Source organism: Streptomyces sp. SID5643 (genome assembly GCF_009872555.1).
In the GTDB taxonomy this organism is placed as follows: domain Bacteria; phylum Actinomycetota; class Actinomycetes; order Streptomycetales; family Streptomycetaceae; genus Streptomyces; species Streptomyces iakyrus.
Genome location: NZ_WWIC01000271.1, coordinates 19,991 through 46,961 on the forward strand (window position 1 = coordinate 19,991; position 26,971 = coordinate 46,961).

The 26,971-nt window shown below is 72.8% G+C and carries 24 protein-coding genes; 15 read left to right on the forward strand and 9 right to left on the reverse strand.

The window, feature by feature from the left end; genetic code table 11:
* Positions 1 to 13 precede the first annotated feature (13 nt).
* Positions 14 to 769 (forward strand): imidazole glycerol phosphate synthase subunit HisF, encoded by a 756-nt coding sequence (hisF, locus tag GTY56_RS30215; protein ID WP_161368477.1) that lies wholly within the window; start codon positions 14 to 16, stop codon positions 767 to 769.
* Positions 770 to 789: 20 nt separating this feature from the next.
* Here hisF and GTY56_RS30220 read toward each other — a convergent pair whose 3' ends face one another.
* Positions 790 to 1,425, reverse strand: a complete 636-nt coding sequence (locus GTY56_RS30220) for a TIGR03085 family metal-binding protein (RefSeq protein WP_161368478.1) — start codon at positions 1,423 to 1,425, stop codon at positions 790 to 792.
* A gap of 84 nt (positions 1,426 to 1,509) precedes the next feature.
* On the opposite strand from GTY56_RS30220, the gene hisI reads away from it, so the two are divergent.
* From hisI to lgt, 11 genes are all read left to right on the forward strand, one after another.
* Positions 1,510 to 1,893 (forward strand): phosphoribosyl-AMP cyclohydrolase, encoded by a 384-nt coding sequence (hisI, locus tag GTY56_RS30225; protein WP_161368479.1) that lies wholly within the window; start codon positions 1,510 to 1,512, stop codon positions 1,891 to 1,893.
* An 11-nt stretch (positions 1,894 to 1,904) separates the two neighbouring features.
* A complete protein-coding gene (locus tag GTY56_RS30230; protein ID WP_161368480.1) occupies positions 1,905 to 3,386 on the forward strand; it encodes an anthranilate synthase component I in 1,482 nt (493 codons plus the stop codon).
* Positions 3,387 to 3,427: 41 nt separating this feature from the next.
* A complete protein-coding gene (locus tag GTY56_RS30235) occupies positions 3,428 to 4,069 on the forward strand; it encodes a TIGR02234 family membrane protein (protein WP_161368481.1) in 642 nt (213 codons plus the stop codon).
* Between the two features lie 119 nt (positions 4,070 to 4,188).
* Positions 4,189 to 4,440: an HGxxPAAW family protein gene (locus GTY56_RS30240; protein WP_161368482.1), complete on the forward strand. Its 252-nt coding sequence runs from the start codon at positions 4,189 to 4,191 to the stop codon at positions 4,438 to 4,440.
* Between the two features lie 84 nt (positions 4,441 to 4,524).
* A complete protein-coding gene (locus GTY56_RS30245) occupies positions 4,525 to 4,959 on the forward strand; it encodes a DUF2752 domain-containing protein (protein WP_161368483.1) in 435 nt (144 codons plus the stop codon).
* Between the two features lie 140 nt (positions 4,960 to 5,099).
* Complete coding sequence (gene trpC, locus GTY56_RS30250; RefSeq protein ID WP_161368484.1) at positions 5,100 to 5,909, forward strand: indole-3-glycerol phosphate synthase TrpC; 810 nt, start codon at positions 5,100 to 5,102, stop codon at positions 5,907 to 5,909.
* A 21-nt stretch (positions 5,910 to 5,930) separates the two neighbouring features.
* On the forward strand, positions 5,931 to 6,131 hold the full coding sequence (gene trpM, locus GTY56_RS30255; protein ID WP_161368485.1) for a tryptophan biosynthesis modulator TrpM: 201 nt from the start codon (positions 5,931 to 5,933) through the stop codon (positions 6,129 to 6,131).
* A 77-nt stretch (positions 6,132 to 6,208) separates the two neighbouring features.
* On the forward strand, positions 6,209 to 7,492 hold the full coding sequence (trpB, locus tag GTY56_RS30260; RefSeq protein ID WP_161368486.1) for a tryptophan synthase subunit beta: 1,284 nt from the start codon (positions 6,209 to 6,211) through the stop codon (positions 7,490 to 7,492).
* The gene (gene trpA, locus GTY56_RS30265; RefSeq protein ID WP_161368487.1) at positions 7,489 to 8,307 is read left to right on the forward strand and encodes a tryptophan synthase subunit alpha; all 819 of its coding nucleotides are present in this window, start codon (positions 7,489 to 7,491) and stop codon (positions 8,305 to 8,307) included. Before trpB ends, trpA begins: the two co-directional genes overlap by 4 nt.
* Positions 8,308 to 8,393: 86 nt before the next feature.
* The gene (locus GTY56_RS30270) at positions 8,394 to 9,170 is read left to right on the forward strand and encodes a thioredoxin domain-containing protein (RefSeq protein ID WP_161368488.1); all 777 of its coding nucleotides are present in this window, start codon (positions 8,394 to 8,396) and stop codon (positions 9,168 to 9,170) included.
* Between the two features lie 84 nt (positions 9,171 to 9,254).
* Positions 9,255 to 10,196, forward strand: coding sequence for a prolipoprotein diacylglyceryl transferase (gene lgt / locus GTY56_RS30275; protein ID WP_161368489.1), 942 nt, complete (start codon positions 9,255 to 9,257; stop codon positions 10,194 to 10,196).
* 62 nt (positions 10,197 to 10,258) lie between these two features.
* Here lgt and GTY56_RS30280 read toward each other — a convergent pair whose 3' ends face one another.
* The 6 genes from GTY56_RS30280 to GTY56_RS30305 are packed head-to-tail and all read right to left on the reverse strand — an operon-like array spanning position 10,259 to position 17,083.
* Positions 10,259 to 11,074, reverse strand: a complete 816-nt coding sequence (locus tag GTY56_RS30280; protein ID WP_161368490.1) for an aldolase/citrate lyase family protein — start codon at positions 11,072 to 11,074, stop codon at positions 10,259 to 10,261.
* Positions 11,071 to 12,270, reverse strand: coding sequence for a CaiB/BaiF CoA transferase family protein (locus tag GTY56_RS30285; protein WP_161368491.1), 1,200 nt, complete (start codon positions 12,268 to 12,270; stop codon positions 11,071 to 11,073). The genes GTY56_RS30280 and GTY56_RS30285 overlap by 4 nt, the downstream gene beginning before the upstream one ends.
* The gene (locus GTY56_RS30290; protein ID WP_161368492.1) at positions 12,267 to 13,631 is read right to left on the reverse strand and encodes an ADP-ribosylglycohydrolase family protein; all 1,365 of its coding nucleotides are present in this window, start codon (positions 13,629 to 13,631) and stop codon (positions 12,267 to 12,269) included. Before GTY56_RS30290 ends, GTY56_RS30285 begins: the two co-directional genes overlap by 4 nt.
* Positions 13,619 to 14,788, reverse strand: a complete 1,170-nt coding sequence (locus GTY56_RS30295; RefSeq protein WP_161368493.1) for an ADP-ribosylglycohydrolase family protein — start codon at positions 14,786 to 14,788, stop codon at positions 13,619 to 13,621. The genes GTY56_RS30290 and GTY56_RS30295 overlap by 13 nt, the downstream gene beginning before the upstream one ends.
* Before the next feature lie 7 nt (positions 14,789 to 14,795).
* Positions 14,796 to 16,034, reverse strand: coding sequence for an ADP-ribosylglycohydrolase family protein (locus GTY56_RS30300; protein ID WP_202510928.1), 1,239 nt, complete (start codon positions 16,032 to 16,034; stop codon positions 14,796 to 14,798).
* Positions 16,031 to 17,083, reverse strand: coding sequence for an ADP-ribosylglycohydrolase family protein (locus GTY56_RS30305; RefSeq protein ID WP_161368495.1), 1,053 nt, complete (start codon positions 17,081 to 17,083; stop codon positions 16,031 to 16,033). Before GTY56_RS30305 ends, GTY56_RS30300 begins: the two co-directional genes overlap by 4 nt.
* Before the next feature lie 215 nt (positions 17,084 to 17,298).
* Here GTY56_RS30305 and GTY56_RS30310 point away from each other — a divergent pair, with 215 nt between their 5' ends.
* From GTY56_RS30310 to gltD, 3 genes are all read left to right on the forward strand, one after another.
* A complete protein-coding gene (locus GTY56_RS30310) occupies positions 17,299 to 18,030 on the forward strand; it encodes a VIT1/CCC1 transporter family protein (protein WP_161368496.1) in 732 nt (243 codons plus the stop codon).
* A 379-nt stretch (positions 18,031 to 18,409) separates the two neighbouring features.
* Positions 18,410 to 23,008: a glutamate synthase large subunit gene (gene gltB / locus GTY56_RS30315; protein ID WP_161368500.1), complete on the forward strand. Its 4,599-nt coding sequence runs from the start codon at positions 18,410 to 18,412 to the stop codon at positions 23,006 to 23,008.
* Positions 23,001 to 24,464 (forward strand): glutamate synthase subunit beta, encoded by a 1,464-nt coding sequence (gene gltD, locus GTY56_RS30320; protein ID WP_161368497.1) that lies wholly within the window; start codon positions 23,001 to 23,003, stop codon positions 24,462 to 24,464. The genes gltB and gltD overlap by 8 nt, the downstream gene beginning before the upstream one ends.
* Positions 24,465 to 24,564: 100 nt before the next feature.
* Here gltD and GTY56_RS30325 read toward each other — a convergent pair whose 3' ends face one another.
* Both GTY56_RS30325 and GTY56_RS30330 read right to left on the reverse strand, forming a co-directional pair.
* Positions 24,565 to 25,554, reverse strand: coding sequence for an ABC transporter ATP-binding protein (locus GTY56_RS30325; protein ID WP_161368498.1), 990 nt, complete (start codon positions 25,552 to 25,554; stop codon positions 24,565 to 24,567).
* Positions 25,551 to 26,971 (reverse strand): ABC transporter permease family protein (locus GTY56_RS30330; protein ID WP_524540158.1); only part of this gene is annotated, 1,421 nt, incomplete at its 5' end. The genes GTY56_RS30325 and GTY56_RS30330, both read right to left, overlap by 4 nt.

The following is a 26,971-nucleotide window of genomic DNA, read 5'->3' on the forward strand; positions in this document are numbered from 1 at the left end:
AGGAGCACGATTCATGACCCTGGCGGTCCGAGTCATCCCCTGCCTGGACGTGGACAACGGCCGGGTCGTCAAGGGCGTCAACTTCCAGAACCTGCGCGACGCGGGCGACCCCGTCGAGATGGCCAAGGTGTACGACGCCGAGGGCGCCGACGAACTGACGTTCCTGGACATCACCGCCTCGTCGGGCAACCGCGAGACCACCTACGACGTCGTGCGCCGCACGGCCGAGCAGGTGTTCATCCCGCTCACGGTCGGCGGCGGCGTCCGCACCCCCGAGGACGTGGACAAGCTGCTGCGGGCGGGCGCCGACAAGGTCGGCGTCAACACCGCCGCCATCGCCCGCCCCGACCTGATCCGCGAGATCGCCGAGCGCTTCGGCCGCCAGGTGCTGGTCCTGTCGGTCGACGCCCGCCGCACCGCGTCGGGTTCCTTCGAGGTCACCACGCACGGCGGCCGCAAGGGCACCGGTATCGACGCCGTCGAATGGGCCCACCGGGCCGCCGAGCTGGGCGCCGGCGAGATCCTGCTCAACTCGATGGACGCCGACGGCACCAAGGACGGCTACGACCTGGAGATGATCCGGGCCGTACGCAAGCACGTCACGGTCCCCGTCATCGCCTCCGGCGGCGCCGGCCGGCTCACCGACTTCCCCCCGGCCGTCGAGGCCGGCGCGGACGCGGTGCTGGCCGCGTCGGTGTTCCACTTCGGGGACCTGCGGATCGGCCAGGTCAAGGAGACGCTGCGGGGGGCGGGTCACCCGGTGCGGTGACACGCCCTCCCGGGCCCTCCTCAGATTCCGAGCTGCTTGGACTCGTGGAGCTTCGCGATCGCGTTCTCGTCGCCGTCCAGGTCGACCTTGGCCGCGTTCTGCCGGCCGTAGGAGAACAGGACCAGCTCGGACGGCTCGCCGGTCACGGTGACCACCGGCGTGCCGCGGTGCGCGACCGCCGTCTGGCCGTCAGGGCGGCGCAGGACCAGGCCCGTCGGGGCCCCGCGGCCCATCAGGCGGGCGGTGCGCTCCAGACGGGACCACAGGGCGTCCTGGAACACCGGGTCGAGATCGCGGGGCGACCAGTCGGGCTGGGCGCGGCGCACGTCCTCGGTGTGGACGTAGAACTCGATGATGTTCGACGCCTCGTCGACCGGCTTCAGGGAGAAGGGCGAGAAACGCGGCGGGCCCGTACGGATCAGCTGGATCAGCTCCTCGTACGGCTTGTCGGTGTACTCCGCCATCACCTTGTCCAGGCGCGGCGCGAGCTGCTTGATCAGCATCCCGCCTGCGGCGTCCGGACGGCGCTCGCGCACCACCACGTGCGCGGCGAGGTCCCGGGTGGTCCAGCCCTCGCACAGGGTGGGCGCGTCCGGGCCCGCGGTCTCCAACAGGTCGGCGAGGAGAAGTCGTTCACGCTTGGCATGGGTCGACATGCGGCCCAGCCTACGACCGGCCACCCGGTCCGCCCAGTGGACACTCCACCGGGCACGTCAGTGGCGCGCGGCACAATGGGCACCATGACCAGCACCAGTCGCCTCGATGCGGAGATCGCCGCGCGCCTCAAGCGCAGTCCCGACGGCCTCCTGCCCGCCATCGCCCAGCAGTACGACACCGGAGAGGTGCTCATGCTCGGCTGGATGGACGACGAGGCGCTGCACCGCACCCTGACCACGGGCCGCTGCACCTACTGGTCGCGCAGCCGCCGTGAGTACTGGGTCAAGGGCGACACCTCCGGACACGTCCAGTGGGTGAAGTCGGTCGCCCTGGACTGCGACGCCGACACCGTGCTCGTCAAGGTCGACCAGGTCGGCGCCGCCTGCCACACCGGCGCGCGCACCTGCTTCGACGAGGACGTGCTCCTCAAGGACGGCGGTCCCGCCCCCTCCGCCACGGATCAGTAGGGTCAGCGGCCATGGACCTCGAGACCTTCCGCAAGCTCGCCACCGACCGGCGGGTCATCCCCGTCACCCGCAAGCTCCTCGCCGACGGCGACACCCCGGTCGCGCTCTACCGCAAGCTCGCCGCCGAGCGCCCCGGCACCTTCCTGCTGGAGTCCGCGGAGAACGGCCGCTCCTGGTCCCGGTACTCCTTCGTGGGCGTGCGGTCCGCCGCGACGCTGACCGCACGCGACGGGCAGGCCCACTGGCTCGGCGCCCCGCCCGTCGGCGTCCCCACGGACGGCGACCCCCTCGCCGCCCTGCGCGCCACCATCGAGGCCCTGCACACGCCCCACCAGGAGGGCATGCCGCCCTTCACCGGCGGCATGGTCGGCTACCTCGGCTACGACATCGTCCGCCGCCTGGAGAAGATCGGCCCCGGCGAGCGCGACGACCTGAAGCTGCCCGAGCTGACCATGCTCCTCACCAGCGACCTGGCCGTCATGGACCACTGGGAGGGCTCGGTCCTGCTGATCGCCAACGCGATCAACCACAACGACCTGGACACCGGCGTCGACGAGGCCCACGCCGACGCCGTCGCCCGCCTCGACGCCATGGAGGCCGACCTCTCCCGGCCGGTCGCCCAGCCCCCGGCCGTCCTGCCGCCCTCCGAGCTCCCCGAGTACACCGCGCTGTGGGGCGGCCCCGACTTCCGGGTGGCCGTCGAGGACATCAAGGAGCGCATCCGGGCCGGCGAGGCCTTCCAGGTGGTCCCCTCCCAGCGCTTCGAGACCCCGTGCACGGCGAGCGCGCTGGACGTCTACCGGGTCCTGCGGGCCACCAACCCGTCCCCGTACATGTACCTCTTCCGCTTCGACGGGTTCGACGTCGTCGGCTCGTCCCCCGAGGCCCTGGTCAAGGTCGAGGACGGCCGGGCCATGGTGCACCCCATCGCCGGCACCCGCTGGCGCGGCGCCACCCCGCAGGAGGACCAGGCTCTCGCCGAGGAACTGCTCGCCGACCCCAAGGAGCGCGCCGAGCACCTCATGCTCGTCGACCTCGGTCGCAACGACCTGGGGCGGGTCTGCGAGCCCGGCTCGGTGGAGGTGGTGGACTTCATGTCCGTCGAGCGGTACTCGCACGTGATGCACATCGTCTCGACGGTGACGGGCCGCGTGGCCGCCGGGCGCACCGCCTTCGACGTCCTCACCGCCTGCTTCCCGGCCGGCACCCTCTCCGGTGCCCCCAAGCCCCGCGCCATGCAGATCATCGACGAACTCGAACCGTCCCGGCGCGGGCTGTACGGCGGCTGCGTCGGCTACCTCGACTTCGCCGGCGACTCCGACACCGCCATCGCCATCCGCACCGCCCTCCTGCGGGACGGCACGGCCTACGTCCAGGCCGGGGCGGGCATCGTCGCCGACTCCGACCCGGTCGCCGAGGACACCGAGTGCCGCAACAAGGCGGCGGCGGTGCTGCGGGCCGTGCACACGGCGAACCGGCTCGGAAAGGACTGAGATGAACCCCGGGTGACGGTTCGCCCGGGGTTCAGGCGATAGTGGGACACGTGACTGCTGTACCTCACCCCCGTTCCGAAGCCCCCGGACCCGCCCGGGCCGGCCGCCTGAGCCTCGCCGTCGCCCTGCTGAGCGGCGCGCTCGGCGCCGCCGTGGCGCTGCTCGCCACCCGGCAGCAGTGGTCGCAGGGCACCGCGACGGTGGCCGGCGGCGCTTTCCCCCTGACCGCCAAGGGCAGCGACGTCACGGGCGTGCCCGCGGCGCTCGCCATAGTGGGCCTCGCCGCGCTCGTCGCCGTCTTCGCCGTGCGCCGCGCCGGCCGCTTCGCCGTCGCCGCGCTGCTGGCGCTCTCGGGCGCCGGCATCGTCGTCGCGGCCCTGCTCGGCGCCTCCGACAGCTCCGCGCTCGACGAGCAGGCCGCGCAGGCCACCGGTGACACCTCGGCCTCCGTCGACACCCTCAGCCACACCGCCTGGCCGTACGTCGCGGTTGTCGGCGGTGTTTTGATCCTCCTGGCCGGGCTGCTCGCCCTGCGCTACGGCCGGCTGTGGCCCGCCATGTCCGGCCGCTACGAGCGGGGCGGCACGCCACAGCCGCGCCGCAAGGCCCCCGCCGTCGACCCCGAGCGGCCCGAGGACCTGTGGAAGGCGCTCGACCGGGGCGAGGACCCGACCGGGGCCTGAGCCCACACGGGGGACCGGGCCGGCCGGGGGAGCACCCCCGCTCACCGCGCGGGCACACGTGCGGGACAATGGGCCCGAGCGTCCTGCTCAGACACGCACACAGCAACGAGGAGCAAGCAATGGCGGGCAGCAGCCACGGTCACACCCCGGCCGCCTGGACCGGTGTCACGATCGCCTTCATCGGTTTCTGCGTCTCGGGCGCGTTCATGGTGATGGACCAGCCGGCGGGCTTCTGGGCGGGCATGGTGATCGTGCTGCTCGGCGGTGTCGTCGGCGGCGTCATGCGGATGATGGGCCTCGGCCAGCCCAAGGAAGCGCACCAGCCGCACCGGATGACGGGCGACGGCGAGCCGGCCGGCGCCGGGAGCTGACCCCGCGCCTCCGTACGTCCTCACGTGAGGGGCGGTTCCGGCACAGGGGTGGCGGAGCCGCCCCTCACGCGTGTACGGGGCACAATGCGTACCGTGAACGCCGAGAGCCGAAGGGCGACGCCGAGCGTCCCGAGCCGCCTGGCCGTCCCCGCCGGGGTGCTCGCGGCCGTCGCTGCCGCCTTCGCCTACGTGGGCACCGTGGACCCCAACGAACCCGGCCACTACCCCGCCTGCCCGCTGCTGCGCCACACCGGCCTCTACTGCCCCGGCTGCGGCGGACTGCGCAGCGCGCACGCCGTCGTCCACGGGGACCTCCTGGCGGCGCTGCACGCCAACGCCCTCGCGACCCTCGGCTATCTGGGGTTCGCCGTGCTGTGGACCGTCTGGGTGGTGCACGCGGTCCGCGGGCGGCCCTTGCGGATTGACCCCCGTCCGGGGCTGGTGTGGAGCCTCGGAGCGTTGCTGCTGGTCTTCACGGTTGTCCGGAACCTGCCCTTCGGTGGCTGGCTCCATCCTTGATCAACGAGCTGATGTCCAGGTAGTGGGACCGGCGTCAACCGGATGCGAGGCCTACGCCCCGCTGCGGATACCATCGCAGTGACCATCGGTTCGTCGATCGGTCGCTGGAACTGTCAAGAGTCTGGAAGGGGGCCGCTCGCGTGAGTGTGCTCGACGAGATCATCGACGGAGTCCGTGCCGACCTCGCGGAGCGGCAGGCGCGCGTCAGCCTCGACGAGCTCAAGGAGCGCGCGGCGAAGGCGCCCGCGGCCAAGGACGGCGCGGCCGCACTGCGCGGCGACGGCGTCAAGGTCATCTGCGAGGTCAAGCGCTCCAGCCCGTCCAAGGGCGCGCTGGCCGCGATCGCCGACCCGGCCGGACTCGCCGCGGACTACGAGGCGGGCGGCGCGGCCGTCATCTCCGTCCTCACCGAGGAGCGCCGCTTCGGCGGCTCGCTCGCCGACCTGGAGGCGGTCCGCGCCCGGGTCGACATCCCGGTCCTGCGCAAGGACTTCATCGTCACGTCGTACCAGCTGTGGGAGGCCCGCGCCTACGGCGCCGACGTCGTGCTGCTGATCGTCGCCGCCCTGGACCAGCCCGCCCTGGAGTCCCTCATCGAGCGGGCCGAGTCCATCGGGCTCACGCCCCTGGTCGAGGTGCACGACGAGGACGAGGTGGAGCGCGCGGTGGACGCCGGCGCCCGCGTGATCGGTGTCAACGCGCGCAACCTCAAGACCCTGGAGGTCGACCGCGGCACCTTCGAGCGGGTGGCGCCGGAGATCCCCGGCCACATCATCAAGATCGCCGAGTCCGGCGTCCGCGGCCCGCACGACCTCATCGCCTACGCCAACGCCGGCGCCGACGCGGTGCTGGTCGGCGAGTCCCTCGTCACCGGCAAGGACCCGAGGACGGCCGTCTCGGACCTGGTGGCGGCCGGCGAACACCCCGCACTCCGGCACGGCCGGAGCTGATCACCCGCTAGGCTTGCCCCGATGACTGCCACCCTGACGACCGTGGACCGGTACGCCCGCCTCGCGCGCGGCTGCCGCCCCCGCGGCTGTCGTGCCCCGGCCCGCCGGATCCACGGCCGTCGCGTGCGGTACGTCATCGGTGACGAGCCGGGCCAGGTGAACGGCATGCGATGGCAACAGCGCCCCGTAAGGGGCGCGGGGAACTGCGCGACCAGCCACTGACGGCTCGCGGTCAACAACCGATCCCCGCCCCCACGGCGACTAGTGCATTCCATACACACTCACCGTGAGGTACACGCATGCCCAGCCAGTTCTTCATCCCCGACCCCGAGGGTCGAACCCCGAGCCCCGAAGGCTACTTCGGGGCGTTCGGCGGCAAGTTCATCCCCGAGGCCCTCGTCGCCGCCGTCGACGAGGTGGCCGTCGAGTACGACAAGGCCAAGCACGACCCCGAGTTCGCGAAGGAACTCGACGGCCTCCTGGTCGACTACACCGGCCGCCCCTCGGCGCTCACCGAGGTGCCCCGCTTCGCCGCGGAAGCGGGCGGCGCCCGGATCTTCCTGAAGCGGGAGGACCTCAACCACACCGGCTCCCACAAGATCAACAACGTCCTCGGCCAGGCCCTGCTCACCAAGCGCATGGGCAAGACCCGCGTCATCGCCGAGACGGGCGCCGGACAGCACGGCGTGGCCACGGCCACCGCCTGTGCGCTGTTCGGCCTGGACTGCACGATCTACATGGGCGAGATCGACACCCGGCGCCAGGCCCTCAACGTGGCCCGCATGCGCATGCTCGGCGCCGAGGTCATCGCCGTGAAGTCCGGCAGCCGCACGCTGAAGGACGCCATCAACGAGGCCTTCCGCGACTGGGTCGCCAACGTCGACCACACCCACTACCTCTTCGGCACCGTCGCCGGACCGCACCCCTTCCCCGCCATGGTCCGCGACTTCCACCGGGTCATCGGCGTCGAGGCCCGCCGCCAGCTCCTGGAGCGCGCCGGACGCCTGCCCGACGCGGCCGTCGCCTGCGTCGGCGGCGGTTCCAACGCCATCGGCCTCTTCCACGCCTTCATCCCGGACACCGGCGTCCGCCTCATCGGCTGCGAGCCGGCCGGGCACGGCGTCGAGACCGGGGAGCACGCCGCGACCCTCACCGCGGGCGAGCCCGGCATCCTGCACGGCTCCCGCTCGTACGTCCTCCAGGACGAGGAGGGCCAGATCACCGAGCCGTACTCGATCTCGGCCGGTCTGGACTACCCGGGCATCGGCCCGGAGCACGCGTACCTGAAGGACTCCGGCCGCGGCGAGTACCGCGCGGTCACCGACGACGCCGCGATGCAGGCCCTGCGCCTGCTGTCGCGCACCGAGGGCATCATCCCGGCCATCGAGAGCGCCCACGCGCTGGCCGGGGCCCTGGAGGTCGGCAGGGAGCTGGGCGAGGACGGGCTGATCGTGGTCAACCTGTCCGGCCGCGGCGACAAGGACATGGACACCGCCGCGCGCTACTTCGGCCTGTACGACACCGACGCCGAGGTCGCCGAGGACGCCTCCGGCACCGCCGAGATCGAGGGGGACGCCAAGTGAGCGGCAACATCCGGCTGTTGAGCGACACCCTCGCCGCGGCGAAGTCCGAAGGGCGCTCCGCCCTCATCGCCTACCTCCCGGCCGGGTTCCCGACCGTGGACGGCGGCATCGAGGCGATCAAGGCCGTCATCGACGGCGGCGCCGACGTCGTCGAGGTGGGCCTGCCGCACAGCGACCCGGTCCTCGACGGCCCGGTCATCCAGACCGCCGACGACATCGCCCTGCGCGGCGGCGTCAAGATCGCCGACGTGATGCGCACGGTCCGCGAGGCGCACGCCGCCACCGGCAAGCCCATCCTGGTCATGACGTACTGGAACCCCATCGACCGCTACGGCGTCGAGCGGTTCACCGCCGAGCTCGCCGAGGCGGGCGGCGCCGGGTGCATCCTGCCCGACCTGCCCGTGCAGGAGTCGGCCCTGTGGAGGGAGCACGCGGAGAAGCACGGTCTCGCCACCGTCTTCGTCGTCGCGCCCAGCAGCAAGGACGAGCGGCTCGCGCAGATCACCGCGGCGGGCAGGGGCTTCGTCTACGCCGCCTCCCTCATGGGTGTCACCGGCACCCGCGCCAGCGTCAGCTCGCAGGCTCAGGACCTGGTGGAACGTACCCGGGCCACGGGGACGGACCTGCCGGTCTGCGTCGGGCTCGGCGTGTCCAACCCCGCCCAGGCCGCCGAGGTCGCGCGCTTCGCCGACGGCGTGATCGTCGGCTCGGCGTTCGTCAAGGCGATGCTGGACGCCCCGGACGACGCGGCCGGTGTGGAGGCCGTGCGGGTCCTCGCCGGTGACCTCGCCAAGGGCGTGCGCGGACAGGCGTAAGAACACCGGAAGTCATACAGGTCCCTCGTACGGGTGGACCTGGGGCCGGGGAGGCGCGGTGCGCCTCCCCGGTTCGTTTCCGGGGTGTGAGCGACAAGAACCGTGAGGGAAAGCGCACCGCCCGGGAGAAGCTGGCGGTCGAGCGCGAGAAGCAGAAGTCCGCGGACAAGCGCCGCCGCGCGCTGATCGTGGGCGGCGCCGTCGTCGCCGTCCTCGGACTCGCGGCGGTGATCGGCGTCGTCGCGGCCAACGCCGGCAAGGACGACGACAGCGAGGCCTCGGGCCCGGTCGTGGCCCCCTCCGGGGCGCAGGGCAAGGACGGCCTGGCGATCCCGGTCGGCAAGGACAGCGCCAAGTCCACGCTCACGGTCTGGGAGGACTTCCGCTGCCCCGCGTGCAAGTCCTTCGAGACGGCGTACCGGCCGGTGATCCACGAGCTGACGAACGCCGGTCAGCTGAAGGTCGAGTACCACCTGGTCACCCTCATCGACGGCAACATGCGCGGCACCGGCTCCCGCAACGCCGCCAACGCCGCCGCCTGCGCCCAGGACGCCGGGAAGTTCCCCGCGTACCACGACGTGCTGTTCGACAACCAGCCCCCGGAGGTCGACGACGCCTACGCGGACAACGGCAAGCTGATCGAGCTGGCCGGCAAGGTCGACGGCCTGGACACCCCGGCCTTCCGCTCGTGCGTCGAGGACGGCAAGCACAACGGCTGGGTCGCCAAGTCCCACCAGGCCTTCGACAAGGGCGACTTCTCCGGCACGCCCACCGTGCTGTTCGACGGCAAGAACATCTACCAGGACCGGACGATGACCCCGGCCAAGCTGAAGCAGATGGTGCAGGAGGCGAACCAGGGGTAAGAAGCGTTCTCACGCCCCCGTTATGGACCCGTAGCCGGGCCGCCCGCCCCCGGCCCGGCGCGGCACGGTAGCGTCGACCTTGCCATGGAACTTGCCTTCATTCCCAGCCCGTCGCGCGGGGTGCTGTACCTCGGCCCCGTTCCGCTGCGCGGCTACGCGTTCTGCATCATCATCGGCGTCTTCGTCGCGGTCTGGCTCGGCAACAAGCGCTGGATCGCCCGGGGCGGGCGGGCCGGCACGGTGGCCGACATCGCTGTCTGGGCCGTGCCCTTCGGCCTCGTCGGCGGCCGCCTCTACCACGTGATCACGGACTACGAGCTGTACTTCAGCGAGGGCCGCGACTGGGTGGACGCCTTCAAGATCTGGGAGGGCGGCCTCGGCATCTGGGGCGCGATCGCGCTGGGCGCGGTGGGCGCGTGGATCGGCTGCCGCCGCCGTGGCATCCCACTCCCCGCCTACGCCGACGCCATCGCCCCCGGGATCGCCTTCGCCCAGGCGATCGGCCGCTGGGGCAACTGGTTCAACCAGGAGCTGTACGGCAAGCCCACCGATCTGCCCTGGGCCCTGGAGATCACCTCGTCGGCGGACGGGCGGGTGCCGGGTACCTACCACCCGACGTTCCTGTACGAGTCGCTGTGGTGCATCGGCGTGGCGTTCCTGGTCATCTGGGCGGACCGCCGCTTCCGGCTCGGGCACGGCCGGGCGTTCGCGCTGTACGTCGCCGCGTACTGCTCGGGCCGGGCGTGGATCGAGTACATGCGGGTCGACGACGCCCACCACATCCTGGGCCTCCGGCTGAACGTGTGGACCGCGATCCTGGTCTTCCTGCTGGCGGTGACGTACCTGGTGGTGTCGTCGAAGAAGCGGCCCGGGCGGGAGGACGTCGTGGAACCGGGTGCCGCGGCCCCCGGTGAGGACGCCGACGGCGATGAGAAGTCGGGGAACACCGGCAAGGACGACGAGGTTGCCGACCGGTCCGGGACCGACCCGGCGAAGAACGAGGCCGGGTCCGGGAAGAAGACCTGACGGCCCGCCCCCTGTGACATGCCGAGAGCGCCCGGGAGTCCTCCCGGGCGCTCTCGGCATGTTCAGCGGCGGCGCGCCAGGGACAGGGTGCGCCGGGCGGCCGTCACCACGGCCGCGTCGACGAAGCGGCCGTCCGGGAGGGCCTGGGCGCCCTGCTCCGCGGCGGCCGCCTTGAGGACCGCCTCAGCCCGTTCGATGTCGGCCTCGGTGGGCAGGAAGGCGCGTTCGATCACCGGCAGCTGGCGGGGGTGGATCGCGGCACGGCCGAGGAAGCCCAGGGCACGGCCGTGGGCGCAGGAGACGGCCAGCCCCTCCAGGTCGCGGGTGTCCGGGTGGACGGACTGCGGCGGCGGGGGCAGCCCGGCGGCCCGGGCCGCCACGACCACCCGGGAGCGGGGCCAGTCGAGGCCCGTGTCATCGCACATGCCGAGGTCGGCCTGGAGGTCGGCCTCGCCGAGCGCGATGCCGCGCAGGTTCGGATGGGCGGACGCGATGGCGTACGCCCGCTCCACGGCGAGGGCTGTCTCCAGCAGGGCGTACAGATCGGCCCCAGCGGCTCGGCGCGCCACGTGGGTGATCTCGGCGGGCGAAGTGATCTTGGCGAGACGGAGGCCGTAGAGCCCGGGGGCCGGGGCCAGGGCCGAGATGTCCTGCTCGCCCCAGGGGCCGTCCAGGGCGTTGACGCGGACGTGGACCGGAACGGCCGGCGGGTGGGCGAGCAGGTCGGCGGTGGCCGCCCGGGCGTAGGCCTTGCGGTCGGGGGCGACCGCGTCCTCCAGGTCGATCACGACGACGTCGGCGCCGGAGGTGAGGGCCTTCGCCACCACGTGGGGGCGGTCGCCCGGGGCGTAGAGCCAGGTGAGCGGGAACGCCGTCACAGGGCGCCCTCCGCGCGCAGCGCCGTGACGTCGTTCGGGGTGAGGCCCAGTTCGGTCAGGACCTCGTCGGTGTCGGCGCCGTGCGGGCGGCCGGCCCAGCGGATCGCGCCGGGGGTGGCGGAGAGCCGGAAGAGGACGTTCTGCATGCGCAGCGGGCCGAGTTCGGGGTCGTCGACGGTGGTGATGGTGTCCAGGGCCTGGTACTGCGGGTCCGTCATCACGTCCCGGACGTCCTGGACCGGGGCCACCGCCGCCTCGGCCTTCTCGAAGGCGGCCAGGACGTCGGTGCGGGTGCGCGCGGCGATCCAGCCGCCGACCGCCTCGTCCAGGATGTCGGCGTGCCGGGCGCGGTCGGCGCCCGAGGCGAACCAGGGCTCGTCGATCAACTCCGGGCGGCCGACCAGGCGCATCACGCGTTCCGCGACCGACTGGGCGGAGGTGGAGACCGCGACCCAGGTGCCGTCCGCGGTGCGGTAGACGCCGCGCGGGGCGTTGTTGGGGGAGCGGTTGCCGGTGCGGGGCTGGACGTGCCCGAGCTGGTCGAACCAGAGGGGCTGGGGGCCGAGGGCGGCCAGGATCGGTTCGATCAGGGCCATGTCGACGACCTGGCCCTCGCCGGTGCGCTCCCGTGCGGCGAGCGCCGTCATCACCGCGTACGCCGTCGTCAGGCCCGCGATGGAGTCGGCCAGGCCGAACGGCGGGAGGGTCGGGGGCGCGTCCGGTTCGCCGGTGATCGCGGCGAAGCCGCTCATCGCCTCGGCGAGGGTGCCGAAGCCGGGGCGGTGGGCGTAGGGGCCGAACTGGCCGAAGCCGGTGACGCGGGCCAGGACCAGGCGGGGGTTGACGGCCGACAGCTCCGGCCAGCCCAGGTCCCACTTCTCCAGGGTGCCGGGGCGGAAGTTCTCGATGATCACGTCGGTGCGGGCGGCCAGGCGCAGGAGGGTGGCGCGGCCGCCGGGCTTCGCCAGGTCGAGGGTCATGGTCCGCTTGTTGCGGCCCAGCATCTTCCACCACAGGCCCACGCCGTCCTTCGAGGGGCCGTGGCCCCGGGAGGGGTCCGGCTTCGTCGGGTGCTCGATCTTGACGACCTCGGCGCCGAAGTCGCCGAGCAGGGTGGCGGCCATCGGACCGGCGAAGAGGGTGGCGAGGTCGAGGACGCGCAGGCCGGTGAGGGGCGCGGTCGTGGGCGCGGTCATGGGCGGAGGGTCTCCCGGTGCGTGAGGTGGGCGAGGGTGTCGAAGCCGATGCCGTTGAAGTCCCCGACGGACGTCGACAGCCGGTTCTTCAGGGGCGCCGTCCAGCGCTCGGGGAGCGCCGCGGGGTGTCCGGCCAGCAGCCCGGCGATGCTCCCGGCCGTCGCGCCGCCTGAGTCGGTGTCCCACCCGCCGCTCACGGCACGGCAGATCGAGCCGGCGAAGTCGCCGTCCGCGTGGGTGAGGGCGGCGGCGACGAGGGCGGTGTTGGGGACGGCGTGCACCCAGTGGTGGGTGGCGCCGTGCAGGGCGTGGAGTTCGTCGACGACCGTGTCGAAGTCCGCGTGTGCGTGGGCGAGTCGCACGGCTTGGCGGACGGCGCGGGCCAGGCGGGAGCGTGGCGGGACGACAGTGAGACCGGTGCGCAGGCAGGCGTGGACGTCGTGGTCGCCGGTCGCCGCCGCGGCGATGACGGCCGCCGTGAACATCGCCGCGTAGACGCCGTTGGCGGTGTGGCTGAGGGTGGCGTCCCGGTGGGCCTGCTCGGCCGCCGCGGCCGGCCGGCCGGGGTTGGTCCAGCCGTGGACGTCGGCTCGGATCAGGGCGCCGATCCACTCGCGGAACGGGTTGCGGTGGCGGGCGGTGTGCGGAGGTTCCAGGCCTTTGAGCAGGTTGCGGTAGGCGACGCGTTCGGCGGTGAAGGTGCGGCCGGCGGGGAGTTCGTCGAGCCAGGTGCGCGCCACGTCCGTGGTGGTGAAGTTCCTGCCGTGGCGCTGGAGGAGGACGAGGTTGAGGAGGGGGTAGTTGAGGTCGTCGTCCTCGGGCATGCCGTCGATGTTCTCGGCGAGGGAGGTGGATGCCGAGCGGCGGTTCCAGGGGTGTTCTCCGAGGAGTTCCGCCGGGACGCCCCGGGCGGTGAAGTAGCTGGTGAGTGGCCAGTTGCCGGTGGCCCGGGCGAGGCGGCGGATGGCGTCGAGGGGGAGCTTCTCGACCGGTTTGCCGAGGAGACAGCCGGTGGCGCGGCCGAGCCAGGCGGCTTCGAGGCGGTGCTGGGTGGTGCAGGCCGGGGCGCCCACGGGCTCCGGCCAGTCGGGGCAGGCGGCTCTGATCCGGTCCAGGTCCGTCGGTTCGTCGTCCGCCAGCGTGCTCGGCAGGTCGGCCAGTTCGTCGAGGAGGTCTTCCGCCAGCCGGCGCAGGTAACGGGAGACCGGGGTGGGGGACGCGCCCGCGGTGGCCGGGGCCTCGGGGCCGCCCGCCGCTCGCCAGCGGGCTGCGACGGCCTTCGGTTCGCGGCCGTCCTGGGCCGCCTGGCGGAGTTCGTGGCCGATCAGGTCCTCCGGCTGGACCCAGGTCAGTCGGAGCATTCCTGGCCTCCGAGGGACACGAAGGCCTGCTCGTGGGCGCGTCGGCGGGCCACGTCCCGGGCGAAGATCTCGTGGGCCACGGCCGTGAGTGCGGTCGCCGGTTCCCACAGATCCAGGCGGCTGGCCTCCGCGACCGTCTTGGCCCAGTCCTCCGGGACCGGTGAGCCCAGGGCGCCGGCCAGGGCGCCGGCCATGGTGGCGATGGAGTCGCAGTCGCGGCCGTAGTTCACCGCCCCGAGGACCGCGTGGCGGTAGTCGCCCCGCGCCACCAGCAGCATGCCCAGCGCGACCGGGAGTTCCTCGATCGCGTGCAGGCGGGAGGGGCGGCGGGCGCCGAGTGAAGGGGCACGGTAGTCGGGGCCCACCGTGTCGTAGGGGGCGACCGCCTCACGCAGCGGGCGCAGGGCCGACTCGAAGTCGGTGTGGCGGGACGCCTCCTCGCAGACCCGCTCGATCGCGGCCCGGGTGCCGTCCTTCGCGAGGGAGAGGCACGCCGAGACGACCGAGTCGGGGGTCGCGCCCGGCGTGCACGCCGCCGCCACCGCCGCCGCCAGGACGCCCGCCGCCTCCCGGCCGTAGGACGACTGGTGCGCGCCGGCGACGTCGAGGGCCTCGGCGTACGCGGCCCGCGGGTCCGCCGCGTTGACCAGGCCGACCGGGGCCATGTACATCGCCGCCCCGCAGTTGACGATGTTGCCGGTGCCGGCCTCGCGCGGGTCGGCGTGGCCGTAGTGGATCCTCGTCACCAGCCACTTCTCGGCCAGGAAGATCCGCTGGAGGGGGAGGGCCTCGGACTCCAGCTCCGGGATCCAGCGCGGCTCGGTCATCAGGCCGGGGACCAGGTGATCGGCGACGGCGTAGGCGTCGAGGTGGTCGCGGACCCGGGTGTAGACGCGGACCAGGGCGTGCGTCATCAAGGTGTCGTCGGTGACGTGGCCGTCGCCCTTGTGGTACGGGGCGAGAGGGCGGGCCGTGCGCCAGTCGTCGCCGTGCCAGGGGCCCACGATGCCGTGGACGCGTCCGCCGTGGCGCTGAAGGATCTGCTCGGGCGAGTAGCCCTCGACGGGGCCGCCGAGGGCGTCGCCGACGGCGGCCCCGACCAGGGCGCCGCTGATCCGCTCGTCCAGGAGGATGTTTTGGTGTGGTTTGGGCTGCATGGCCGCATCATCCACCCGGACGGGCCGGTTGTACGGCTTCCAGCAGTCCGGCGAGTTCCACGAGGTCCGTGCCGGTGAGGCGGGGCAGGACACAGCCGGAGAGGGTGCGGCAGGTCTCCCGCCAGGCGGCGGGGATCGAAGCGCCGCCGCCCAGGGCGCCGGTGAGGGCGCCCGCCAGGGCCGGGGCGGAGTCGGCGACGCGGGACAGGCAGGCCGCCGCCGGGACGGCCTCCGCGATGCGGCCGCGGGCCGCGGTGGCCAGGGCGAGGGCGACCGGGACCGTCTCGGCGGCGGCGATGCCATAGCTGTAGACGTGGTCGACGATCTGGTGCTCCAGGGGCGGGACGAGGGCGAAGGCGCTGTCCGCGTCGGCGGCGAGCCGCAGGGCGTGCCGGGCGTTGCGGCCGATCTCCGTCTCCTGGGGGAGTTCGGCGAGCGCGGCGGTGACACAGGCCTCGATGCGGGCGCCGGCCAGGGCGAGGGCGAGCGCCGCCGCCATCGCGCGGGCACCGTGCACGCCGTCGCCGTCCTGGGTGTAGCGGGCGTCGAACTCGGCGAGGCCGGCGGCGCTGCGGGGGTCTCCGGGATGGGCCACGGCCAGGACGCAGGCGCGTACACAGGCGGCGTCGTCGAAGTAGTGGGGGTTGTCGTGGCCGGTGGCGGGCGGGCGCAGGCCGGTGGCGAGGTTGCCGAGGCCGGCGCGGACGGAGATGCGGGCGCGCAGGGGGAGGACTGCGGACTCGATCTCGGGGGCACGGTCCGCGGCGGCGGCGACCTCGGCGGCGAGGGCGTTCCAGGTGAGGTCGATCGCGGCGCGGGTGCGGCGCTCGCGCCCGAGGTCGTTCAGGACGGTGTCGTCGCCCGCGCGCAGGAGGGCTTCCGCGGCGAAGGCCGCCCATTCGGCGTCGTCGGAGGGGCCGAGGCGGAGGGGCTCGGGGGGCTGGTTAAGGGCGATGGGGACGGGGAGGGTGGTCGTGGCGTTGTGTTCGGCGAAGGTGTCCAGTTCGCGGGTGAGGCGGCGGGTCCAGTCGGGCATGCGGGCGGCTCGGTGGCGGGCCGCGGGCCAGCCTGCGGCGTCGCCGGCGGCGAGTCCGAGCAGGAGCCCTTCGGCTCTTCTCGTGGCCTCGGCTTCGCCTTCGGCCCGTTTCTCTCCCACCGGCGCACCGCCCGTAACTGTCACCCGAGAGGTCCTGGTCTCCCGTGGGGCGCGTTCACCGTCGGCGGCCGCTGGCGCGTGGGTCGTCATGCGGGGGTCTCCGATCCGTCGCCCGCCAGGATGCAGTCCGTCGGGCCGGTGGGCCCCGCGGGTGTCAGCAGGTCCGCCACGTCCAGGATGTGGTAGCCCGCCATCGCCGGGAGACATCTGCCGTGGACCGGGCCGATGGGGGCCGTCCAGGCCTGCGGGATCGCCGACACTCCCCGGGTCGCACCCGCCAGCGCCCCCGCCACCGCCGCCGTCGTGTCCGCGTCGCGGCCCATGTTCACCGCCGTCAGGACGGACTGCTCGAAGTCGCCGTCGGCGGCCGCGTACGCGCCGAAGGCGAGGGCCACCGCCTCGGGGGCCAGGTCGGTCCAGGGGTAGCCGCCGATGACGACAGCGGAGCGCACCGCGCGTTCCCCGCGGTGCGCCACGACCACCGCGCGGCGCAGGCTGCGGGCCGTCCAGGAGTCGTCGGGCACGACCGCGAGAGCCGCGGCCACGACCGCGGTCGGCGGGGCTCCCGCCATCGCCGCCGCGACGCCCGCCGCCACCGCCTGGCCGCCGTAGATGCCCTCGCCGTCGTGGCTCACCGAGCCGTCGATCGCGACCAGCCGGGCCGCCTCCGCCGGGCGGCCCGCCGCGAACACCCCGAAGGGGGCCGCGCGCATGGCCAGACCGTCGCTCCAGGCGTGCCGGTGCTGGGCCGAGATCGGGGCGGCCAGGCCGCGGCGCAGGTTCTCCAGGGTGCCGCGCTCGCTGAAGCCGGCGCCCCGGAAGGGGCCCTCCTCGCGGTCGGCGATCCACTCGTGCCAGGCCGCCTCCACATGGGCCGGGGTCAGGGCGGAGCCGTGCCTGGCCAGCAGGAGGCCGGAGAAGATCGCGTACTCGGTGTCGTCGGTGCCCGCCGGCTTCTCGGCCACGTAGCCGGTGATCCGGCCCCACCGCGCGCGGATCTCGGAGGGCTTCATGTTCTCGGCCGGTGCCCCGAGGGCGTCACCGACGGCCAGGCCCAGCAGCGCGCCGCGGGCCCGTTCGCGAAGTCCGGCGGCGTCACCGGGCGCCGGCACGGAGGGGATGCAGGCGATCGATGCCATACGGCATGTGTCCCACTCCGGTGGCGCCGCCGAGCCTCAGGAGCCCCAGCATCACCCGGTCGACATCTGCGCGCAGTGATGATCAAGTGAGCAGGTGGCGGTAAAACCGCAGGTTAGCGCAGCCTTTCCTTGCTGGCGGCGATGGAATCCGGGGCGTAGTTTTGGCGTTGTAAAACTCTGGAACATGTCCAAAGAGCGGGGAGCAGGGATCTTCCATGGCCATCATCGAGACCGAGGCGACGCTGCACGAGGCGCACCGGGACAACCACACACACCGGGACGTGAACGGCGGCTGGCTGCGTCCCGCGGTGTTCGGCGCGATGGACGGTCTCGTCTCCAACCTCGCCCTGATGACCGGTGTCGCGGGCGGAGCGGTCGGCCAGCACACCGTGGTCCTCAGCGGCCTCGCGGGGCTGGCCGCCGGTGCCTTCTCCATGGCGGCCGGCGAGTACACCTCCGTGGCCTCGCAGCGCGAGCTCGTCGAGGCCGAGCTGGACGTGGAGCGGCGCCAGCTGCGCAAGCACCCCAAGGACGAGGAGGCCGAGCTGGCCGCGCTCTACGAGTCGCGGGGCGTCGAGCCGCGCCTTGCCCGCGAGGTGGCCCGGCAGCTGTCGAAGGATCCCGAGCAGGCGCTGGAGATCCATGCCCGCGAGGAACTGGGCATCGACCCCGGCGACCTGCCCTCGCCGACCGTGGCCGCGGTGTCGAGTTTCGGCTCCTTCGCGCTGGGCGCGCTGATACCCGTCCTGCCCTATCTGCTGGGAGCGGGCAGCATCTGGCCGGCCGTGCTGCTCGCTCTGCTGGGGCTCTTCCTGTGCGGCGCCGTGGTGGCCAGGGTGACGGCACGCACCTGGTGGTACAGCGGGCTGCGGCAGCTGTTCCTGGGAGGCGCGGCGGCCGGTGTGACGTACGCCCTGGGCACCTTGTTCGGAACGGCCGTAGGATAGCGCGGCTCGGACTTATGCATGGGGCCGCATACGTAGCCGTTACTCGCTGGTTTCGAGTGCGCAATCACCGGGCATGAGCCGTAAGCGCTGCGGGCAATGACGCTCGCCGCGCATCTCAGCGGGTCGGGCGACGGCGCCTGCCCCGCTCCCCGGGCCGATGGAAACCGATCCGACCGATCGCTTCGTGCGGCCCCTCCATAGCTTCCACCGCCGGCGCGGTACCCCCGCCGCAACCCGCGGTGTCCGCATGCTGGAACGGATTATCCCGGTTCCCGAGAACCGCTCCATCATGTAACCTGCACGAAATTTTGCGATCACGCGAGGGCCAACGTCGTCCCTCGGCACTTGCACATGCCACATGACGACGACGGGAGAGCCGATGCGTACGCCGCGCCAGCCGTCCCAGCATTCCGCGAATGGCCAGAACTGGTCGTTCATGGATGCTCGCCCTGCTGCGCAGGGTATGTACGACCCCCGCAACGAGCACGACGCCTGCGGCGTCGGCTTCGTCGCCACCCTCACCGGCGAGGCGTCCCACACCCTGGTGGAACAGGCTCTGACCGTCCTGCGCAACCTCGAACACCGAGGCGCCACCGGCTCCGAGCCCGACTCCGGCGACGGCGCCGGCATCCTGTCGCAGGTCCCGGACGCCTTCTTCCGTGACGTGGCCGGATTCGAGCTGCCCGCCGCGGGCTCCTACGCCGTCGGCATCGCCTTCCTGCCCGAGGCCGGCACCGCCGAGGCCGTCTCGCAGATCGAGACGATCGCCGCCGACGAGGGCCTGACCGTCCTCGGCTGGCGCGAGGTTCCCGTCGCCCCGCAGTTGCTGGGTGCCACCGCCCGGTCGACCATGCCGGTCTTCCGCCAGATCTTCGTCGCCGACGGCTCCTCGGAGGGCATCGCTCTCGACCGCAAGGCCTTCGTGCTGCGCAAGCGCGCCGAGCGCGAGGCCGGCGTGTACTTCCCGTCGCTGTCCGCGCGGACCATCGTCTACAAGGGCATGCTGACCACCGGCCAGCTGGAGCCCTTCTTCCCGGACCTGTCCGACCGCCGCTTCGCCTCCGCGATCGCGCTCGTGCACTCCCGGTTCTCGACGAACACGTTCCCCTCGTGGCCGCTGGCCCACCCCTACCGCTTCGTCGCGCACAACGGTGAGATCAACACCGTCAAGGGCAACCGCAACTGGATGGTGGCCCGCGAGTCGCAGCTCGTCTCCGACCTGTTCGGCGGCGACGACAAGGCCATCGACCGGATCTTCCCGGTCTGCACGCCGGACGCATCCGACTCCGCGTCCTTCGACGAGGTCCTCGAACTCCTGCACCTGGGCGGCCGTTCCCTGCCGCACTCCGTGCTGATGATGATCCCGGAGGCGTGGGAGAACCACGACTCCATGGAGCCGGCCCGGCGCGCCTTCTACCAGTTCCACTCCACGATGATGGAGCCCTGGGACGGCCCGGCCTGCGTCACCTTCACCGACGGCACCCAGGTCGGCGCGGTCCTCGACCGCAACGGCCTGCGTCCCGGCCGCTACTGGGTCACCGACGACGGTCTCGTCGTCCTCGGCTCCGAGGTCGGCGTCCTGGACATCGACCCCTCCAAGGTCGTCCGCAAGGGCCGCCTCCAGCCCGGCCGCATGTTCCTCGTCGACACCGCCGAGCACCGCATCATCGAGGACGACGAGATCAAGGCCGAGCTCGCCGCCGAGAACCCCTACGCGGAGTGGCTGGAGGCCGGCGAGATCGAGCTGGAGGACCTGCCCGAGCGCGAGCACATCGTGCACACGCACGCCTCGGTCACCCGCCGCCAGCAGACCTTCGGCTACACCGAGGAAGAGCTGCGCGTCATCCTCGCGCCGATGGCCAAGGCCGGTGCCGAGCCGATCGGCTCGATGGGCACCGACTCGCCGATCGCCGCGCTGTCGGACCGCCCACGTCTGCTCTTCGACTACTTCACCCAGCTGTTCGCGCAGGTCACCAACCCGCCGCTGGACGCCATCCGTGAGGAACTGGTCACCTCCCTGCGCTCGTCGCTGGGCCCGCAGGGCAACCTGCTCGACCCGAGCGCGGCCTCCTGCCGCAGCGTGCTGCTGCCCTTCCCGGTGATCGACAACGACGAGCTGGCCAAGCTCATCCACATCAACGCCGACGGCGACATGCCCGGCTTCAAGGCCGCGACGCTGTCCGGCCTGTACCGGGTGCACGGCGGTGGTGACGCGCTGGCCGCGCGGATCGAGGAGATCTGCGCCGAGGCCGACGCCGCCATCGAGAACGGCGCCCGCCTGATCGTCCTGTCGGACCGCCACTCGGACGCCGAGCACGCGCCGATCCCGTCGCTGCTGCTCACCGCTGCCGTCCACCACCACCTCATCCGCACCAAGCAGCGCACCCAGGTGGGCCTGCTGGTCGAGGCCGGTGACGTCCGCGAGGTCCACCACGTCGCCCTGCTCATCGGCTACGGCGCCGCCGCCGTCAACCCGTACCTGGCGATGGAGTCCGTCGAGGACCTGGTCCGGGCAGGGACGTTCCTGCCCGGCATCGAGCCCGAGAAGGCCATCCGCAACCTGATCTACGCCCTCGGCAAGGGCGTGCTGAAGGTCATGTCCAAGATGGGCATCTCCACCGTCGCCTCCTACCGAGGCGCCCAGGTCTTCGAGGCCGTCGGTCTCGACGAGGCCTTCGTCGAGAAGTACTTCAACGGAACGGCCACCAAGATCGGCGGTGTCGGCATCGACGTCGTCGCCAAGGAGGTCGCCGCCCGCCACGCCAAGGCCTACCCGGCCTCCGGCATCGCCCCGGCGCACCGCGCCCTGGAGATAGGCGGCGAGTACCAGTGGCGCCGCGAGGGCGAGCCGCACCTCTTCGACCCGGAGACGGTCTTCCGCCTCCAGCACTCCACGCGCTCCGGCAAGTACGACATCTTCAAGAAGTACACCGAGCGCGTGAACGAGCAGTCCGAGCGGCTGATGACGCTGCGCGGCCTGTTCGGCTTCAAGTCGGACCGCCGGCCGATCTCCGTCGACGAGGTCGAGCCCGTCTCCGAGATCGTCAAGCGCTTCTCCACCGGCGCCATGTCGTACGGCTCCATCTCCCAGGAGGCGCACGAGACCCTCGCCATCGCCATGAACCAGCTGGGCGGCAAGTCCAACACCGGTGAGGGCGGCGAGGACCCGGAGCGCCTGTACGACCCGGCCCGCCGGTCGTCCATCAAGCAGGTCGCCTCCGGCCGCTTCGGTGTGACCTCCGAGTACCTGGTCAACTCCGACGACATCCAGATCAAGATGGCCCAGGGCGCCAAGCCCGGCGAGGGCGGCCAGCTGCCCGGCCACAAGGTCTACCCGTGGGTCGCCAAGACGCGGCACTCGACGCCCGGCGTGGGCCTGATCTCCCCGCCGCCGCACCACGACATCTACTCCATCGAGGACCTCGCCCAGCTGATCCACGACCTGAAGAACGCGAACCCGCAGGCGCGGATCCACGTGAAGCTGGTCTCGGAGGTCGGCGTCGGCACGGTCGCCGCGGGTGTGTCCAAGGCGCACGCGGACGTGGTGCTCATCTCCGGCCACGACGGCGGTACGGGTGCTTCGCCCCTCACCTCCCTGAAGCACGCCGGCGGCCCCTGGGAGCTCGGCCTCGCCGAGACCCAGCAGACGCTGCTGCTCAACGGCCTGCGCGACCGCATCGTCGTGCAGACCGACGGCCAGCTGAAGACCGGCCGCGACGTCGTCATCGCCGCGCTGCTCGGCGCCGAGGAGTTCGGTTTCGCGACCGCGCCGCTCGTCGTCTCCGGCTGCGTCATGATGCGCGTCTGCCACCTCGACACCTGCCCGGTCGGCATCGCCACGCAGAACCCCGTCCTGCGCGAGCGCTACTCCGGCAAGGCCGAGTACGTCGTGAACTTCTTCCAGTTCATCGCCGAAGAGGTCCGCGAGATCCTCGCCGAGCTGGGCTTCCGCTCCATCGAGGAGGCCGTCGGCCACGCCGAGGCCCTCGACGTCACGCGGGCCGTCGACCACTGGAAGGCACAGGGCCTGAACCTGGAGCCGCTGTTCCACGTGCCCGAGCTGCCCGAGGGGGCGGTGCGCCACCAGGTCATCGCGCAGGACCACGGTCTGGAGAAGGCGCTCGACAACGAGCTGATCAAGCTGGCCGCCGACGCGCTCGCCGCGTCCGGAGCCACCGACGCCCAGCCGGTGCGCGCCCAGGTGCAGATCCGCAACATCAACCGCACGGTCGGCACCATGCTCGGCCACGAGGTGACGAAGAAGTTCGGTGGCGCGGGCCTGCCCGACGACACCATCGACATCACCTTCACCGGCTCCGCCGGCCAGTCCTTCGGCGCCTTCGTCCCGCGCGGTGTCACGCTGCGCCTGGAGGGCGACGCCAACGACTACGTCGGCAAGGGCCTCTCGGGCGGCCGGATCGTCGTCCGCCCGGACCGCGCGGCCGACCACCTCGCCGAGTACAGCGTCATCGCCGGCAACACCATCGGCTACGGCGCCACCGGCGGCGAGATGTTCCTGCGCGGCAAGACCGGCGAACGGTTCTGCGTCCGCAACTCCGGCGCGACGGTCGTCTCCGAGGGCGTGGGCGACCACGGCTGCGAGTACATGACCGGCGGCCACGCGGTGGTGCTCGGCGAGACGGGCCGCAACTTCGCGGCCGGCATGTCCGGCGGTATCGCGTACGTGATCGACCTGGACCGCGACAACGTCAACGCCGGCAACCTGGATGCCGTCGAGCCGCTCGACGACACCGACAAGCAGTGGTTGCACGACGTGGTCCGCCGCCACCAGGAGGAGACGGGCTCGACCGTCGCCGAGAAGCTCCTGGCCGAGTGGGACACCGCCGTCGAGCGCTTCAGCAGGATCATCCCCAGCACGTACAAGGCAGTGCTCGCCGCCAAGGACGCCGCCGAGCGAGCCGGTCTCTCCGAGACCGAGACCCACGAGAAGATGATGGAGGCGGCGATCAATGGCTGACCCGAAGGGCTTCCTGAACCACGGGCGCGAACTCGCCAGGTCCCGCCCCGTCGAGGAGCGCGTCCGCGACTGGAACGAGGTCTACGTCCCCGGCTCGCTGCTGCCGATCATCAGCAAGCAGGCCAGCCGCTGCATGGACTGCGGCATCCCGTTCTGCCACAACGGCTGCCCGCTCGGGAACCTCATCCCCGAGTGGAACGACTACGCCTACCGCGAGGACTGGGCGGCGGCGTCGGAGCGTCTGCACGCGACGAACAACTTCCCGGAGTTCACCGGCCGCCTGTGCCCCGCTCCCTGTGAGTCGGCGTGTGTGCTCGGCATCAACCAGCCGCCGGTCACCATCAAGAACGTCGAGGTCTCGATCATCGACAAGGCGTGGGAGACCGGGGACGTCGCCCCGCAGATCCCCGAGCGCCTGTCCGGCAAGACCGTCGCGGTCGTCGGCTCCGGTCCGGCGGGTCTGGCCGCCGCCCAGCAGCTGACCCGGGCCGGCCACACCGTCGCCGTCTACGAGCGCGCGGACCGCATCGGAGGCCTCCTCCGCTACGGCATCCCCGAGTTCAAGATGGAGAAGCGGCACATCAACCGCCGTATCGAGCAGATGCGCGCGGAGGGCACCCGCTTCCGCACGGGCATCGAGATCGGCCGCGACCTGAAGGCCACGGACCTGAAGAAGCGCTACGACGCGGTCGTCCTGGCCGTCGGCGCCACCACGGCCCGTGACCTGCCGGTGCCCGGCCGCGAGCTCAAGGGCATCTACCAGGCCATGGAGTACCTGCCGCTGGCCAACAAGGTCCAGGAGGGCGACTACGTCACCACTCCGATCTCGGCCGAGGGCAAGCACGTCGTGGTCATCGGCGGCGGCGACACCGGCGCGGACTGCGTCGGCACCGCCCACCGCCAGGGCGCGGCCTCCGTCACGCAGCTGGAGATCATGCCCCGCCCGAACGACGAGCGGCACCCGGTCAGCCAGCCGTGGCCGACCTTCCCCATGCTGTACAAGGTCACCTCGGCGCACGAGGAGGGCGGCGAGCGGGTCTACTCGGTCTCGACGACCCACTTCGAGGGCGACGAGGACGGCAACGTCCAGTGGCTGCACCTCACCGAGGTGGAGTTCATCGACGGCAAGCTGACCCAGAAGCCGGGCACGGAGCGCAAGATCCCCGCCCAGCTGGTCACCCTCGCCATGGGCTTCACCGGCACCGACCGCGAGAACGGCCTGGTCGAGCAGTTCGGCCTGGAGCTCGACGAGCGCGGCAACATCGCCCGCGACGCCGACTTCCGGACCAACGTGCCGGGCGTGTTCGTCGCCGGTGACGCCGGGCGCGGCCAGTCGCTCATCGTCTGGGCCATCGCGGAGGGCCGCTCGGCGGCCCGCGGGGTGGACCGTGCCCTCACCGGCGCGAGCGAGCTGCCGGCGCCGATCCGCCCGACGGACCGCGCGCTGATGGTCTGACAGCCCTCAACAGACGTCCCGCACAACGGCGTGCGGAACACAGACGGCGCCTGCCCAACAGTCCCCGACCGGACGACCGGGCAGGCGCTGTCGCACGTCCTCAGCCGCTGCTGCTGCTGCCGCCGCCGCTGCCCTTGCCGTGCTCGTCCGGCCACACCTGGATGTGGTCCTCCTCCAGCTCCAGCAGCACCCGGTCCGCCATGCCCAGGGCCGCCGTGTACTCGGCCGGCAGCTGGAGGCGGCCCGCCCGGTCGAGCATGGCGTACTCACGGGCCACCAGGGACTCCCGGCCCGCCTCGTCGACCTCCGTGCGGCGCAGCACCTCCGTCGAGGTGCGGCCGTCGCGGATCGCGACCGTGCGGCGGACCTCGCCGGCGACCGCCTGGTCGTGCGTGACGATGACGATCGTCGTGCCCAGCTCCTCGTTGGCCCGGCGGAACGCCGCGAAGACCTGCTGCCCGGTCGCCGAGTCCAGCTCGCCGGTCGGCTCGTCGGCGAGCAGGACGGCGGGAGCGTTGGCGAGGGCGACGGCGATCGCGACGCGCTGCTGCTGACCGCCGGACATCGCCTGCGGACGCCGGTCCCGGCAGTCGGCGACGCCGAGCAGGGACAGCAGCTCGTCCGCCCGTCCGGCCCGCTTGCGCCGGGAGGCGCCCGCCAGCCGCAGGGGCAGGTCGACGTTCTGAGCGGCCGTCAGATACGGCAGCAGGTTGCGTGCCGTCTGCTGCCAGACGAAGCCCACCACCTCACGCCGGTACCGCAACCGCGCCTTCGCGTCCATCGCCAGCAGATCGCGGCCCGCGACCCTCGCGGCGCCCGCTGTCGGCACGTCCAGGCCCGCGAGGATGTTCATCAACGTCGACTTGCCGCTGCCGGACGCTCCCACCAGGGCCATCAACTCGCCCTCCCGCACCAGGAGATCCAGCCCCTGGAGGGCCTGCACCTCCACCGCGTCCCCGCCGCCGCGCCGGGAGAAGATCCGCACCAGCCGGTCGCAGGCGATCAGGGCGTCGTGCCCGTATGCCGGCCGGTCGCGGCGCCGCGCCACCCGCCGCTCCAGTTCCTCCAGCGACTCCGTCGTACCGCTCATCGCATGTCTCCCGCCCTGAGGTGGCTGATCGGTGTCCGGCGCCCCGCCCACCAGGCCTGCGCGACGGCCACCGACCCCGCCAGCAGCACCGCGCCCGCGGCCGGCAGGGCCAGCGACCACAGGTCGGTGCGCAGCACTGCATCCGGTGGCGTGACGCCTGAGGTGTCCGCCAGGGCGAGCCGGTCCAGGTCGATGCCCGGGGCGAGCAGCCCCACCGTCGCCCAGCCGACGGCCATGCCCCCGCCGGCGGCGAGCAGCGTCTGGGGCAGCGCCTCCAGGCCGAGCAGGCGCCGCCCCTGACGGGACGTCATACCGAGGGTGCGCAGCCGGGCCAGCAGCGCGGCCCGCTCCGGCGCGGACCGCACCAGGCCGAGCACCAGGGCGAGCAGGGCATAGCCCGCGCCCGCGGCGACGGCCCAGACGTAGATCCGTTCGGCACCGGCCTGCAACGGCGCGTCGGACAGCGCCGCCCGTACCTCGCTCCGCAGGGTCACCGAGAGGCCGGAACCGGCGCCGCGCACGGCCGCCCGGAGCGCCTTCGTGTCGAGCCCCGCACCGGCCGCCAGCAGGGTCGACGGGCCGGCCGAACCCTTCAGTCCCGCCGCGTCGACGAGGAGGAACTCGCCCCCGGGGACGGCCGGGGTGCGGGGGCGCACCTCGGTGATCCGCACCGTGAGCGGTCCGGCGTCCGTCACGATCCGGTGCGGTGCCCGCCCGAGCCGCCCGGCGACCTCCGGGGAGGCGACCGCGTCCAGCACCCCGTCCCGCATCCGCAGCCGGCCGGCCTCGAAGCCGCCGAGTCCCATCCGCCCGGCCAGCTCCCCGTACGACTCCGGCTCGACCCCGGCCACCGTCAGTGACCGCGCCTCGTCGGACTCGCCCTCCGAGGAGAACTCGACCCTCACGGCCGTCACCTGCCGCACGCCCGCCACGTCCCCCACCGACCGCGCCAGCCCCGCGGGGAGCGGCGAACCGTCGGGGGTGGCGATCAGCGCGTCCGCGCCCGTCTCCAGCAGCGCGGCCCGGTCCCGGGCGTCCGCCACGCCCGCCAGCACGGAGCCCCCGAACGCGGCCGTCGTCAGGGCCGTCAGCAGGGCGAGCAGCGGCAGCGTGGCGACCGCCGCCGGTGAGCGGCCCGCGCGGGCCAGCGACAGGAACCCCACCACCCCGCGCAGCCTCCCGGCCGGACCCGCGGCCCACCGCAGGGGCAGCGGATACAGCCGGACGAGGACCAGCGCCGCCACCAGGGCGACCAGCACCGGAGCGGCGCTCACCAGCAGGTCACCCTCTCCGGCCGGGCCGCGGCGGCGCAGCGTCAGTACCGAGCCGGCGGCCAGCACCAGCAGGGTCAGTTCGGCGACCGTGCGACGCCCGCCGGGCCGGGCCCGGGCCAGGTCGTCACGCCCCTGGTGCGCCC

What these genes read in the sequence shown, in the direction of transcription:
- hisF (WP_161368477.1), top strand. Translation starts at nt 14, where the DNA reads ATGACCCTGGCGGTCCGAGTCATCCCCTGCCTGGACGTGGACAACGGC.
- GTY56_RS30220 (WP_161368478.1), bottom strand. Translation starts at nt 1,425, where the DNA reads ATGTCGACCCATGCCAAGCGTGAACGACTTCTCCTCGCCGACCTGTTG.
- hisI (WP_161368479.1), top strand. Translation starts at nt 1,510, where the DNA reads ATGACCAGCACCAGTCGCCTCGATGCGGAGATCGCCGCGCGCCTCAAG.
- GTY56_RS30230 (WP_161368480.1), top strand. Translation starts at nt 1,905, where the DNA reads ATGGACCTCGAGACCTTCCGCAAGCTCGCCACCGACCGGCGGGTCATC.
- GTY56_RS30240 (WP_161368482.1), top strand. Translation starts at nt 4,189, where the DNA reads ATGGCGGGCAGCAGCCACGGTCACACCCCGGCCGCCTGGACCGGTGTC.
- GTY56_RS30245 (WP_161368483.1), top strand. Translation starts at nt 4,525, where the DNA reads ATGCGTACCGTGAACGCCGAGAGCCGAAGGGCGACGCCGAGCGTCCCG.
- trpM (WP_161368485.1), top strand. Translation starts at nt 5,931, where the DNA reads ATGACTGCCACCCTGACGACCGTGGACCGGTACGCCCGCCTCGCGCGC.
- trpB (WP_161368486.1), top strand. Translation starts at nt 6,209, where the DNA reads ATGCCCAGCCAGTTCTTCATCCCCGACCCCGAGGGTCGAACCCCGAGC.
- lgt (WP_161368489.1), top strand. Translation starts at nt 9,255, where the DNA reads ATGGAACTTGCCTTCATTCCCAGCCCGTCGCGCGGGGTGCTGTACCTC.
- GTY56_RS30285 (WP_161368491.1), bottom strand. Translation starts at nt 12,270, where the DNA reads ATGACCGCGCCCACGACCGCGCCCCTCACCGGCCTGCGCGTCCTCGAC.
- GTY56_RS30290 (WP_161368492.1), bottom strand. Translation starts at nt 13,631, where the DNA reads ATGCTCCGACTGACCTGGGTCCAGCCGGAGGACCTGATCGGCCACGAA.
- GTY56_RS30295 (WP_161368493.1), bottom strand. Translation starts at nt 14,788, where the DNA reads ATGCAGCCCAAACCACACCAAAACATCCTCCTGGACGAGCGGATCAGC.
- GTY56_RS30300 (WP_202510928.1), bottom strand. Translation starts at nt 16,034, where the DNA reads ATGACGACCCACGCGCCAGCGGCCGCCGACGGTGAACGCGCCCCACGG.
- GTY56_RS30305 (WP_161368495.1), bottom strand. Translation starts at nt 17,083, where the DNA reads ATGGCATCGATCGCCTGCATCCCCTCCGTGCCGGCGCCCGGTGACGCC.
- GTY56_RS30310 (WP_161368496.1), top strand. Translation starts at nt 17,299, where the DNA reads ATGGCCATCATCGAGACCGAGGCGACGCTGCACGAGGCGCACCGGGAC.
- gltB (WP_161368500.1), top strand. Translation starts at nt 18,410, where the DNA reads ATGCGTACGCCGCGCCAGCCGTCCCAGCATTCCGCGAATGGCCAGAAC.
- gltD (WP_161368497.1), top strand. Translation starts at nt 23,001, where the DNA reads ATGGCTGACCCGAAGGGCTTCCTGAACCACGGGCGCGAACTCGCCAGG.
- GTY56_RS30325 (WP_161368498.1), bottom strand. Translation starts at nt 25,554, where the DNA reads ATGAGCGGTACGACGGAGTCGCTGGAGGAACTGGAGCGGCGGGTGGCG.